Origin of the sequence: Brevundimonas sp. PAMC22021, from assembly GCF_019443405.1 — a bacterium.
Classification (GTDB): domain Bacteria; phylum Pseudomonadota; class Alphaproteobacteria; order Caulobacterales; family Caulobacteraceae; genus Brevundimonas.
This window is the reverse complement of record NZ_CP080376.1, coordinates 1,447,581-1,460,848: the sequence shown is the minus strand read 5'-3', so window position 1 is coordinate 1,460,848 and position 13,268 is coordinate 1,447,581. Positions and strand designations below refer to the sequence as shown.

The 13,268-nt window shown below is 67.4% G+C and carries 6 protein-coding genes; 3 read left to right on the top strand and 3 right to left on the bottom strand.

All coding sequences use genetic code 11. The annotated features are described in order from the left end of the window. Positions 1 to 69 precede the first annotated feature (69 nt). Positions 70 to 1,893, top strand: coding sequence for a Ca2+-dependent phosphoinositide-specific phospholipase C (locus KY493_RS07055; RefSeq protein ID WP_219895700.1), 1,824 nt, complete (start codon positions 70 to 72; stop codon positions 1,891 to 1,893). A gap of 699 nt (positions 1,894 to 2,592) precedes the next feature. Further along, the gene (locus tag KY493_RS07050; protein ID WP_219898231.1) at positions 2,593 to 4,971 is read left to right on the top strand and encodes a glycoside hydrolase family 13 protein; all 2,379 of its coding nucleotides are present in this window, start codon (positions 2,593 to 2,595) and stop codon (positions 4,969 to 4,971) included. A gap of 76 nt (positions 4,972 to 5,047) precedes the next feature. Here KY493_RS07050 and pelA read toward each other — a convergent pair whose 3' ends face one another. Together pelA and KY493_RS07040 are read right to left on the bottom strand one after the other, a co-directional pair. Then, positions 5,048 to 6,352 (bottom strand): pectate lyase, encoded by a 1,305-nt coding sequence (gene pelA, locus KY493_RS07045; RefSeq protein ID WP_219898230.1) that lies wholly within the window; start codon positions 6,350 to 6,352, stop codon positions 5,048 to 5,050. A 120-nt stretch (positions 6,353 to 6,472) separates the two neighbouring features. Then, the gene (locus KY493_RS07040) at positions 6,473 to 8,734 is read right to left on the bottom strand and encodes a glycoside hydrolase family 88 protein (RefSeq protein WP_219898229.1); all 2,262 of its coding nucleotides are present in this window, start codon (positions 8,732 to 8,734) and stop codon (positions 6,473 to 6,475) included. A gap of 179 nt (positions 8,735 to 8,913) precedes the next feature. Between KY493_RS07040 and KY493_RS07035 the strand changes: the two genes are divergently transcribed. After that, the gene (locus KY493_RS07035) at positions 8,914 to 10,299 is read left to right on the top strand and encodes a glycoside hydrolase family 28 protein (RefSeq protein WP_219898228.1); all 1,386 of its coding nucleotides are present in this window, start codon (positions 8,914 to 8,916) and stop codon (positions 10,297 to 10,299) included. Between the two features lie 69 nt (positions 10,300 to 10,368). Here the strand turns inward: KY493_RS07035 and KY493_RS07030 are convergent, their stop codons facing one another. Continuing rightward, positions 10,369 to 13,149: a TonB-dependent receptor gene (locus KY493_RS07030; protein ID WP_219898227.1), complete on the bottom strand. Its 2,781-nt coding sequence runs from the start codon at positions 13,147 to 13,149 to the stop codon at positions 10,369 to 10,371. Between the last annotated feature and the right edge of the window lie 119 nt (positions 13,150 to 13,268).

The following is a 13,268-nucleotide window of genomic DNA, read 5'->3' as shown; positions in this document are numbered from 1 at the left end:
CTGCCGGCGACCTTGCTCGCTGGCAGTGGCGGCCTTCGCGATGTGCTCTCTGCCTGTAAGGAAGTCACGATGTTCACCCTGATGGCGGCCCTGATGGCCTTCGCCACACCGGCTTCGATGGAGCCCTGCCAACCCTCTGCGGCGGACGTGCGCGAAGCGGGCGGAGACGCGTGCGCGCGACGCTGGATGGACGCGACGCTGCGGATGAACGATCTGACGGCGGTGGGCACGCACAACAGCTACAAGCTGGCGATCCCGGCCGAGGAGCTCCACGCTCTGGTCGCCGCGAACAGCGGGGCGCGGGGGCTGGACTATGCGCACCGCGCCCTCGCCGAACAGCTGGACGCGGGCGCCCGCCAGATCGAGATCGACGTGCTGAACGATCCGCAGGGCGGGCGCTACGCCCATCCTCTGTCCGCGCTCGGACGCGAGGGCGCAGGGGCGCCCGTCAGCGCCGTCTTCGCCGAGACCATGGCGCGCCCTGGCTTCAAGACGCTGCACATGCCGGATGTGGATTTCCGCAGCTCGTGCCTGACCTTCGTCGCCTGCCTTCAGGAGATCAGTCTGTGGTCGCGCGCGCATCCGGACCACGCGCCCATACTGATCATGCTGAACGCCAAGACCGGCCGGCCTTCCATGCCGGGCGGCGTGACCCTGCTCGACTTCGATGCGGGGGCCTGGAACGCGCTGGACGCCGAAATCCGGTCGGTGTTCGACGCCGAACACCTGATCACGCCGGATCAGGTGCGGGGCGAGCACGCCACCTTGCGCGACGGCGTGCTCGCCGGAGGGTGGCCTACGCTGGGGCAGGCTCGCGGCAAGGTATTCTTCGCCCTGGACGAAGGCCCGGAAAAGGTCGCCAGCTACGCCGCGGGGCATCCGTCGCTGGAAGGGCGAACGATGTTCGTCAACACCGACGAGGCCAGTTCCGCAGCCGCCTATCTGACCCTCAACGACCCGGTGGAGCAGCAGGCGCGGATACGCGCCGCCGTGCGCCAGGGCTTTATCGTGCGCACGCGCGCGGACGCCGACACCAGGGAGGCGCGAGAAGGCGACGTCGCGCGCCGCAGCGCCGCCTTGGCCAGCGGTGCTCAGTATGTCTCGACCGACTACCTGTGGGCCGACCCGCGCTTTCCCGGCTATCAGGTGAGACTGCCCGGCGGGGAGGCCGCGTCCTGCAACGTCGTACGCCTTGAACGGCGCTGCGACGATCTGGCTGTCGAAATGGTGGCGGGTGCGCCGGTTCGGGGCTATCTCGCGCCGGAGGTTCGACCGGTCCTCGCCATGGTGCTTGCGTCGCCGCCCGAGCCGGGTTCGCCTCGGCATCGCGCCGACGCCGAGATCTTTCGCCAGACGCGCGTGCTGCAGGGCACGCCCCGATGGACGTTGGCCACAAGCGACGTCACCGGCGACATGTATGATCACTTCGCCGACGCCCTCGGCGTCCGCTTGACCGAAGACGAGGCCCCGGTGTTGACGGCTCTGCTGCACCGCTCAGGCAACGATCGGTCGGTCGTGGGCGACGCCAAGAGCCATTGGGCGACCAGGCGGCCCTATCTCGACGCCGATCTGCCGATCTGCGAGGCGAAGTCGCAGCATCTGGCCAACAATCCAGACTACCCGTCCGGTCACGCGGCCCACGGCATGCACGTCGCCATGATCCTGGCCGAACTGGCCCCGCAACGAGCCGACCGGCTGTATGCACGCGGGCGCGGGTTCGCCGAAAGCCGCTACATCTGCGGCTCACACAGCTACAGCGCCGCAGAGGCCGGCATTGCCGCGGGCATGATCATCTATGGCGCGGAACAGCACTCTGCAGCCTTTCGTGGCGATATGGCCGCGGCTCGTGCGGAGGTACAGGCCGCGCTCGTCGGAGCAGGCCTGTCTCAGTAGCTCCGTCGGGGGACCTGGGCGAAGACGGGGTCTCCGGCCGACTCTGCTGGCCATGGCTTCTTGCCGAAGGCGATGCGCTCCTCTGGGTGAATGTCGGGGTCGTCTCTCAACATCTCGCAATCGTGGAGCGCGACCACAGAACCTGCAAGCTGACCTCCCCACATCGGCTTCGGGTCGGTCTGAGAAGATGGCTTCCGGATCAGAGCAGGCCCTTCTGTCGACAGACGCCTCAGCCGAAGGTCGATTGGCCGCGCGCTGCTGATGACCGCTGATGGCGTTTCTGCGACTATGCCTGAAAGGTCAGCCGCCGTGTGAGAGCTCGCCCGGATCCCGCGCCTGCACCCGCACATAGCAAGACCTGCAGGCCCAAAAAGCCGCAGGATTTTTTGCGTCCATTCACTGCACCGTATCGGGATGACGCACGCGGGACAGCCCGGCAGGTCACCCCCTCGTCAGGTGCGACCTGCAGGACCGCTGCAAAATTTTGCGAGCTCTTGTTCGTGCGCCACTGCGTCGTTTCGCCTTGCTGCGGCGATTTGGAGGTGAGAGGGCTATAGCCACTCCGCTGATGATGTGAAAGTTTGCACATCTTTACAGCACTGGCCGCAGGCGAGACGCAGCATGAAAATCAGGTGGAACCGGGCGGCTGCCGGCGTTATGCGACGCTTGTCTTGCGTCCGCTCCCAGGCCGTCGTCGGCATGGCTGCGGCGGGCGTCCTGGGCGGTTGCGCCGGAATGCCCGACGCGGCGGTCGATCGCTGCGCGGCGCCGCCGCTTGGCGAAACGCGGCTCTATCTGCGCGGCGCGATGAGCGGCTGGGCGGCGGTCGAGGAATACGCGATGGCGTGGGAGTGCAACGCCTATGCCGTCACGGCCGAGTTGCAGGGCACGCAGGACTTCAAGATCGGCGACGCCGGCTGGGCGGACGCCTCCACCTTCGCCGCACCGCGCGGGAGCAAGGCCGATGGCGCGACCCTGCCGGTGGCGCGCCCCGATCGGGGAGGCTCGGACAATCTTCGTTATCGCTTCGACGGCTGGAGCACGCTGCGCCTGCAACTGAGCGACGACCAGCCGGTGCTGACGGTGGCACAGGCTGAGCCCCGCGTTGAGCCCCTGTCCGATCCGCGCGCCCAAGCCCTGCGTCACGACAGCCGGGACCTGCGCTACAAGTCGCCGTTCGGGGCCGTTTCGGACGGAACCGAGGTCGTCTTCACTCTGGACGGTCCCGCCGCCGAGCGGGCGACCCTGGTCGTCGAGAAGCGTCGCCTGGAGGGCAACCAGGAAGTGCTGGCCTATGATGAGCTGGAGCGCGTGCCGCTGGCGCGCGGTGCGGATGGTCGTTGGTCGGCGCGGCGGACGTTCGACCAGGCCGGGGTTTACGGCTACTGGTTCGAGGTGGAGCTCGGCGGCCGGCGGTTCGTTTATCAGAACAACTCGTCGCCGATCTACTGGACGCGGGAGCGCGGGGCGAATGGCCAGGGGGTGGCGATCGACGCTCCGGCCGATGCGGAGGCGATCCGCCGCTTTCGCCTGACGGTCCACGCCAGCGACTACGCCGTTCCGGCGTGGGCGCAGCAGGCGGTGTGGTACTACATCTTCCCCGAGCGGTTCCGGAACGGCGACCCGTCCAACGATCCGAAGGCGGGACCGAACACCTTTCAGAACGGCTCGGTCGAGGTTCACGCCTCGTGGGGCGAACGGCCCTTCCGTCCCGGCTCGGGCGACGGCTCCGATGCGCGCGGCGGCAACGACTTCTTTGGCGGCGACCTGGCCGGGATCACCGAAAAGCTCGATCACATGGCCGATCTGGGCGTGACGGCGCTCTATATGACGCCGATCTTCACGGCCGCCAGCAACCACAAGTACGACACGGGCGACTATCGCAATGTCGATCCCGCCTTCGGCTCGAACGCCGAGTTCGAGCGTCTGACGCAGGAGGCCGCGCGGCGCGGCATCCGCGTGGTGGTGGACGTCTCGTTCAACCACACCGGTCGGGACAGCCTCTATTTCGACCGCTACGCCAAGCATCCTGGCGTTGGCGCGCTGGAGGGCGGAGAGGTCCGGCCCGACAGCCCCTATGCCGACTGGTACCGACTGGACCCCGCCAAGGCTGATCCCGACGAACGCTACAGCGGCTGGACCGGCGCGCGCGATCTGCCGGAGCTGAACGAAGCCTCGCCGTCCTACCGCAGCTTCGCCTACGGCGCGCCGGACTCCGTCACCCGCCTTTGGCTTGAGCGGGGCGCGGCGGGCTGGCGGATGGACGTGGCGCCCTGGGTGCCTGACGATTTCTGGCCCGGGTGGCGCGCGGCCGTGAAGGCGCACGATCCCGACGCCGTGACCATCGCGGAAACCTGGTTCGACTCGTCGAAATACTTCCTCGGCGACAGCTTCGACGCCACCATGAACTACATCTTTCGCAATGCGGCGTTGGACATCGCCGCGGGCGGAGACGTCGCCGGAAACTACCGCAACATCGAGCTGATGCGGGAACTCTATCCCGCCGCGTCGTGGCGGGCGTCCATGAACCTGTTGTCGACGCACGACACCGCGCGCAGCCTGTGGCTGCTGGGCGACCACGGCGACGATCCGGCCAAGGCGGCGGAGGCGCGGCGTCGCTATCGCCTGGCGGTGCTGATGCAGGTCGCCTGGCCCGGCGCTCCGACCGTATTCTATGGCGACGAGGTGGGCGTCACCGGCGGCGAGGACCCCGACAACCGGCGCACCTTTCCCTGGGCGGACACGGGCGGCGAGCCGGACGCGGCCCTGTACGCCGAGATGCGCCGGCTGATCGCGCTCAGACGAGAGCATCCGGTCCTGGCGCTGGGCGAACTCGGCGCGCCCTTGCATGAGGACGCCAATGTCGTGGTCGCCAGCCGGTCGCTAGACGGCGCGGTCGCCCTGGTCGCCGTGAACAATGCCGATGCGGCTCGCACGGTGCAGGTCGCGCTGCCTCCCGAGCTTCGCGGCCGCGACTACCAGGACGCGGTGACCGGGGAACGGGTCAGCGCCGGCGCAACGATCCAGCTGACCCTGCCGCCGCTGTTCGGCGCGGTGCTGGTGTCCCGCCCAGGCTAAGGATGTTCAGGCGAGGGGCCTGGCCGCCCGTCGCCTCCGCGCGGTCGCGACGGCGAGGAAGGGCGGCCGCGGCGGATCAGGGATTGTCGCGCGACCAGGCGGTGTAGGCGTCGAGCGCGCGCTGGGGGGAGGCGATCCACCAGGAATAGCCGTTGCGGCGCCCGACCGAGATGCCGTTGACGTCGTCGTGGATCGTCTGGTCCTTGTCGCCAAAGATCGGCTGGCCGGTGACGATGTCGTAGTTGCGCGACCAGATCGGCCCGGCCCCTGGCTTGTCGATCAGCTTGCGTCCGTCGTCCGTCATCTCGAACGATTTGTCATGGACCTGGGTGGCTTCGAGCCAGGCGGCGCCGGCGCGGATCGCGGCCTTCATCTCAGGCGACGGGTCGGGCTCCCCCATCAGGAAGATCAGGATGTCGGTGGTCTCGCCGCTGGCGACCGAGCGCGGCTCATAGTTGCGCGCACTGGTGGGGACCAGCCGCAACGGCTCGACCTGCTGGGGCCAGCCCATGATGCGGTCGCCGTAGCGGACCTCGGCGGCCAGGATGACGTCGATGGCCTTTTTCGTCGCCTCGGCGGCGCGCGCCTCGAGCTCGGCGGGAACGAAGTCGAAGCCTTCCTCGCCATGAGAGACATCGCGCAGCACCATGGCGGCCTGCGCCACGGCGTTGTCGTTGAAGGTGACGGAGTCGTGGAAGCCCCCCTCCAACGGCCAGATCTGCGGCCAGCCGCCGTTCGGATACTGGGCGTTCAGCAGATACTGGACGCCCTTGATCACGCTGGCGCGCCAAGCGTCGCCCTGGGGGCCCGGCGCATGGGCCGCGACCTTGGCGAGGAAACGCATCTCCGACCAGGTCGCGTTGTTGTCGAGCGTGCCGACAAAGGTCCAGAAGCGGTCGGCCGGGGCGTCGAAGTTAGCCGGGTTCTGCTCCATGGTTTCGGCGTCGTTGGAGAAGCGTTGGCCGGGCAGGCGCGCGATGCGGCGGTCCTGGTTCTTGCTCCAGCCGCCGGCCGGCGTCTGGAAGGTGACGACGGCGTCTGCCACCGCGCGGGCTTCAGCGGTGGCGTACCAGGCCTCCGGCTGATCGAGCGGCAGGTGGGTCTGGCTGCCGCCCACGGCCTGGGGCGGAGGCGGGGGCGTGGCGCCCGCCGGCAGTTCGGCGGCCAGCGACGCGCGATCCGCCTGCATCTGCGCCTGCGATCGGGCCAGGTACTCGATCCAGGGCTCGCGTTCGGCGTCCGGAAGCGCGCCGATCCGATCAAGGGTCAGGCCCACGGCCGGCGTGTTGAGGCGAATGACCTCTGCGCGCGCCGGGGGCAGGCCGACGGCGACAGAGGTTGTCGCCAGCAGGATGGCGGACAGAACACGAACAGGCTTCATGGCGGCTTCCTCAACCCAGGCCGGCTTCACTGAACCGGTCTCACTATGTTGAAGCCACGCTTACATATTGAAACAGCGGCATCAAGGACTACCTGTCTGGCCCGGGCGCATCCACGCGGCTCAGCGCGCCGCGCCCGCGGCGGAAAAGTCGAATGCCTGTTCCGCAACAAAGCTCTCCCACGCCTCGCGCGTGCGGAAGTCGAGGCCGCGATCCCAGGCCGAGCCCATGTAGTAGGTGAAGGGCCGGCCAGGCGTGACACGCAGCAGGATCAGGTAGTTGTCGGCGTCCTCCGCGAAACCCTGGACCATGGCGGGATCGACCGCGATGGCGATACCGAGGCTGCCGTGTTCGGGATTTTCGGGCTCCCAGAACATCAGGCGGCCGTTGGCGGCGTCACGGACAACCGTGCCTGAGCCGGCGTCGTTGCGTCGCTTGGAGATGCCGATGGCGACGGTCAGGGGATCGGTCGTGTCCGACTGCAGCGTCGACGTCATGCGGGTGAAGTTGGACCCGAGCGGCAGGGAGAGTGCGCGCGTCTCCCAGACGCGCCGGACCACATCCACCGGCCAAGGGCGATAATCGACGCTGAAGCGCGCCTCGTCGCCGCCTGTCTTGTCGATGCGGTAGGTCGAGAAGTTGCGGCTGGTCCACAGCTTGTTCTCGTACCAGACGCCGAGGCCGCCAGCGCCGCGTCCGCGTCCGACATCGTAGTAGTCCAGCCCTTCGCCGCGATCGACGTGGTAGTTCGGGAACCGCAGCTGGCGATCCATGAAGGGGTAACGCACCCGCTTGGCCCACACATCGACGCCCGAGCCGGACGGCGGTTCGCGCGCTTCCAGCGCCGGGCCGTAGATGCGGTGGGCGACGCGGTCGTTCTCCCACAAGAGGTCGTCCAGGCGGTCGGGAGCGAAGCGGACCACCGCGCGCGGCTGCTGCTGGTCGGCGGGCGGCGGCTGAAGCGGCTCGATCGTCGAGGGTCGGTTCAGCCCGGCGGGATCGTAGGCGAGAGCGGCGGTGGCCTGCATCTCGGCGGCGCGGCGGCGGATTTCTTCCTCGCCGACGATGGTGACGGGCGCGGGCGGCGTTGGCGTGGTCGCCGCGATGACCTCGGGCGTGTCGCGGGCGGGCTCTGCGACGGGCAGCCCCTTCACCGAACCATTCAGGTCGGCGACCTCGAGACCCGCGAGCAGATAGGCGCCGGTGGCGTAGAGGCCGACCTCCTCCGGTCGGGTGCGCACCGGCTGGTCACCGGTCTTCTGAGCCGCGCCGACGAGGCCGCTCGGCAGGACGTGCCGGTTCAGCGCCGCCCAGCCCTTCAGGACATGGGGCAGATAGGTCTCGCGCCCCAGCAGGCCGTGGTTGACGCCCCAGGCCAAGGCGTAGACGTGGAAGGCGGACCCTGACGTCTCCGCCTCCGGGTAGGATTGCGGGTCGAGCAGGCTGGCTCTCCACAGGCCGTCGTCCTGCTGCAGTTCGGCCAACCGACCGGCCATCTTCTGGAACAGGTCGACATAGTAGTCGCGGCCCTGATAGTCGGCGGGCATCGCCTCCAGCCAGCGGGCCAGACCCGCGATGACCCAGGCGTTGGCCCGCGACCAGTAGATGGGCTGCCCGTTCGCCTCAGTGCGGCCGACGAACCGTTCGTCGCGCAGGAACAGCCGCTGTTCGGGCATCCACAGGCGGTCGGCGGTGCGGCGCCACTCCTTGTCCGCGGCGGCGAGATATTTGGGATCGCCGGTGATGGCCGACATGCGCGCCAGGACCGGCGGCGCCATGTAGAGGGCGTCCGCCCACCACCAGACCAGGGCCGGCGTTTCGGTCGAGCGGTTCAGGTGCGGGACCTGCCAGTCCAGCCGCTGGCGCAGCGGCAGCAGCGTCCCCTCCTGCCTGCGGCGCGAGTACAGCTCTTCGTAGAGGTCGCCGATGGCGATGTCGTCGGCGTTCAGCATGGTGGGGCCGGAGCGGGCGCCCCGGACGCTGTAGTTGTAGTGCTCGGCCGCCGCCGTCAGGAAGCGCAGGATCTCGGGGTTCCTGGAGCGTCGAGCGACCCGCGCCGCGCCGACATAGAAGGTCGCCGCAACCCAGTTGGAGGAAATCTGCGTCAGGTTGCTGCCCGTCGAAAGGGCGAGGGGCTCCCTCGCCATGGCCGCGATCTGCGACAGGGTCACATAGTCAACCGCCGCCAGTGTGTCTTCCGCCGAGGGCAGGCACCTCGGATCGGTGTTCAGCGCGGGTCGTGCGGGCGGGGTCAGCCAGGCCGCCTCCACGCCCGGAGGCAGGGTCGCGCCCGATTGGGCGTAAGCTGGCGCCGCCAGGGCGGTCGACGCCAGCAAGGCCACGGTCAGGGAAGCGCCAAGGCGCGAGGGCCGAAAGAGGTGCATGCGTTTTCTCCCTGCGCCTTGAGGCGGCGCTTCCACTATTTGCTTCGGTGTACCATAAGTTGGTCAAGTCGCCTCGCCAACCCTGAAGCTTTCAGCAGACGGGCGACTGCCTTGATGTCGGAAGATCGACGTCCACACAGCAAAACGGCTGCGGCTGAACCGCAGCCAAGGGAGACGCCATGCTGAGAAGAACCGTGCTTCACCTGGGCCTTCAATCCGCCGCCGCCCTGTCCGTGACCCGCCCCGCGCCGGCCATGCGCCAACAGACCACCGATGCGGCCGATTTCGGCGCTGTAGGAGACGGCGAGACGATCAACACGCGAGCCATCCAAGCCGCAATCGATGCGGCCGCCGGCGCCGGTGGCGGCACGGTGGTGCTGAAGCCGGGCGTCTATCTGTCGGGCGCCTTGTTTGTGAAGTCGGGCGTGACGCTGGCGATCGGCCGGGGCGCGACGCTGAAAGGCGTTCAGGACCTTTCGGCCTATCCGATGGTTCGCACGCGCGTGGCCGGGATCGAGATGGATTGGCCGGCCGGGCTTTTGAACATCTATCAGCAGCGCGGCGCCAGGATCACCGGCGAGGGCCTTGTCGATGGCGACGGCAAGGTCTTCTGGGACAGCTATTGGGCGCTGCGGCGCGACTATGATCCCAAGGGCCTGCGCTGGGCGGCGGATTACGATTGCCGACGGCCCCGGCTGATCCATGTCTATGATTCCGATCAGGTCGAGGTCTCCGGGCTGAACCTGGCGCGCTCCGGATTCTGGACGGTGCATGTCTGCTATTCGCGCGACGTGGTGGTGTCCGACCTGATCGTCCGCAACAATCTTGGCGGACGCGGCCCCTCGACGGACGGGATCGACATCGACTCCTCCCAGCGCGTGCGGATCGAGCGGTGCGACCTGTCGGTCAACGATGACGCCATCTGCATCAAGGCCGGCCGCGACTGGGACGGTCTCCGGGTGGCGCGACCCTGCCGCGAGGTGCGGATCAAGGATTGCATCGTGCGCGATGCGCTGGCCGGCATGACCTTTGGCAGCGAGACCTCCGGCGGTTTCGAGGACATCGAGGTGTCCGGCCTGCGCATCGACTATCCGGTGCCGCTGGGCATCTTCTTCAAGTCGGGCCACACCCGTGGCGGCGTGATCTCCAACATCGGCATCCGCGACGTGCACCTGCAGGACGTGGCCACCCTGTTTCGGGTCAATCTGAACTGGTATCCCAACTACAGCTATGCGCAGATCCCGCCAGGCATCACGGACGTGCCGGACTATTGGCGCGCGCTGGCGACGCCTGTGCCGCGCGAGCAAGGCATACCGCGCATCCACGATGTCAGGCTGTCCGACATTCGCGCAGTGGGCGGCAAGGTGGGCTTCGAGGCGGCGGCCTATCCCGAAGCGCCGCTCAGCGACTTCACCTTCGAACGGCTCGACTGGGACGTGCGGGAGGCGGGCACGATCGCCAATGCGCGCAACTGGTCCTTCCGCGATTGTCGCATCGACACCCTGGATGGGACAGGGCCCAAGGTGACGAACTCGACCGGCGTGACCGGCCTGAGAACCGCCTGACCACAAAAAGAAGGCCCGGAGCGAAGGCTCCGGGCCAGTCTATCGCGCTGAAGTCGTCAGGGAGGAGGATCAGTACTTCCAGCGCAATCCTATAGCGATCTCGCGACCGGTGTGGCGGTAGTCCGAGACCCGGTCCGCGATGTCGACATAGCGGTCGACGTATTCGTCCGTCAGGTTGATGGCCTCGAGCGACACAGTGAAGTTGTCGTTGATGTCGTAGGACATGGATGCGTCGATGTTCAGCGTATCGTTGACGCCCTCTTCGGAGTTGCCGTTGGCCCCGGGGAAGGACAGCAGATACTGACTGCGGTGCGCCGCCGAGACGCGGGCCTGCAGCGGGCCTTCCTCGTAGTAGAGGGTGGCGTTGGCGGTGTTCTTCGACTGGCCCGTCAGGCGGTTCTTGCCGGCCGTGCCATAGCTGACTTCGGAATCCACAAAGGTCACGTTGCCAATGAAGCCGAAGTTCGACCAGAAGCCCGGCAGGAAGGTGAAGGGCTGCTGATACTGGATCTCGATCCCATCCAGCGTGCCGCCCTCTCCGTTCAGGCGACGTGTCACCTGGAAGATGTCGGTCGGCTGGGCGGCGCCCTGCAGCAGCTCAAGGGGCAGCCCAAGCTGGTTGTAGGGGATGCCGACCGTTTCGGAGGTGATGAAGCTGTCGATGTCCTTGTGGAACACGGCCAGCGCCAAAAGGCCTTCATTCTGGAAATACCACTCGATCGACGCGTCATAGTTCGTCGCGCGGAACGGATTGAGCAGCGGATTGCCGTAGGAAACCGTGCGCGTCGTTGGGGACACGCTGCCGCCGGGCGTCAGATCACCCAGAGTCGGGCGCGACATGACCTTTGCGGCGCCCAGGCGCAGGACGAGGTCTTCGCGCGGCTCGAACGCCAGATTGAACGACGGCAGGGTGTCCGAGTAGTCGTTCTCGGTGGTCACATAGTTGTAACTCGTGACCGGCGGCGTGCCGGACGAGACCGTCTGCCAGCCCTTGGCCGTCACCTCGGTGGTGGCGTAGCGGATGCCGACGTTGCCCCGTACGACCCAGCTGCCCAGCATGGTATTGAAGTCGGATTGCAGAAAGACGCCGTTGTCGGTCTCGTCCACCTCGCGCTCGCTGCGGTTCGAAACCAGCGGCTCGTCGTAGTTGGTCAGGGTGCGCGCCAAGGCGTCGATGTCCGGCACGATGAAGCGCAGGTCCGTGCCAGACGGCGCATCGACGTAGCCGCTGATATCGACGACCCGGCCCACCCGATCGACGCCGACGATCCGGTTGACGCCTGTCGGCGTCGAACTGGCCCGCGCCAGACCGAAGGTCTCGAAGCCGTAGGTGCGGTACTCTCCGCCGAACTTGAAGCTGATCGAATCGGACCAGTCATAGGCCAGGGCTGCGGCCGCGACATCGTTCTCGAAGTTGCCTCCGCCGTTCGAGCGGCTGGCGTTCACGAGGGTGAAGCGGGACCCTGAAGTGACGTCGAAGCCGTAGTCGATCAGCGGCTGGCGATCATCGCCGCGCGCGTCGTAGGTGTAGGTCGTATTGGGCGCTGTCTCGAAGCGGTAGGCGACGTTCAGCGGCGTGCGGGCTTCCGAACGGTTGAGGCCCAGCTTCAGCGTGCCGTGCAGGCGATCGGTGAAGTCGTGGCGGGCGTTCAACGAAGCCTGATAGAAGTTGCTTTCGTTACGCTGGAAGCCGTTTTCGGCGGCGACGATCATGTTGTCCCACACGCCATAGGAGAAGGCGTTGCGCGAGGCGTCGATCTCATAGTCCCGGACGACGAGCTGATTGACGGCGGCGCGGCTGAACGACCAGGCCTCGATGTTCGGGCTCTCGGTTTCCGAGTTGAACTCGGTGTACAGCAGGTCGAGGTTGACCTCGGTCCGATCGCTCGGACGCCATTGCAGCGCGCCCGTCATGCCCAGCCGGTCTTCGAAGGTCTGACCCAAGGTGTAGCGGGGGATGCGGGGATAGAAGGCGTTCAGCACTTCGTCCCGCTGGGCGGTGGTGGTGCAGACAAGGCAGCCGCCGAAGTTCTGGCCGCGGCCGTATGGCGAACCCGTCGTCGGGTTGACGTTGGTCGAGTCGCCCCGCTGCCAGCGCGTGGTGTTGAAGCTGCCAAGAACAGGCGCGCGTTCGGAGTAGGCGACCGAGAACAGGGCGCCGAAGGTGCGATCCTCGTTGGACCAGCTCAGCAGGCCGGCCAGGCGCGGGATGGTTTCCTCCGACAGGTCGTTGAACGAGGCCTGCGCCGACAGGGCCGAGTTGAAGCCCGAGCCGCTGAAGTCGAGGGGACGACCCGTCTGGAGGTCGACCGTCGCGCCCAGAGAACCTTCCTCGATCTCGGCCGACTGCGTCTTGCGAACCCGGATGCTGTTGAACAGCTCGGAGGCGAACATCGAGAAGTCGAAGCTGCGGTTGCGGTTGCCGCCGGTCGCCGCCTGGGCTTCCAGGCCATTGATGCGGGTACGAGTGAAGTCCGAACCCAGGCCGCGCACCGATATGGTCGTGCCCTGACCGTTGACGCGGTCGATGGTCACGCCCGGCAGGCGCTGAATGGCCTCGGCCAGGTTCTGGTCGGGGAAGTCCGCGATGTCTTCGGCCAGAATGGCGTCCACCGCGCCGGCTTCCTGCCGCTTGATGTTCAGCGCCTGCTGGAGGCTGGAGCGGAAACCGGTGACGACGATGTCATCGACCTGGGCGGTCTCGGGATCCTCTCCGGCGATCGGGGTCGCAGACTGGGGCGCCACGCCGCCCGTCGGGGCGGGCTGCGCCGGCGTCTCCTGAGCCACGGCCGCCGTGGCCATCGACAGAGCCAGCAGCGAGGCCCCCGCCGCGCACACCTTCTTTGTCATCAGCATCCGCATCGTTCTCTTCCCTCCGCACCGAAGCCGATGGCACCGGTGTCATTTTTTGAAACGGCGTTGCGCATGTTCAGCATGCGTCGCGTTCCACTTCTTGCAACAGCTTCTCG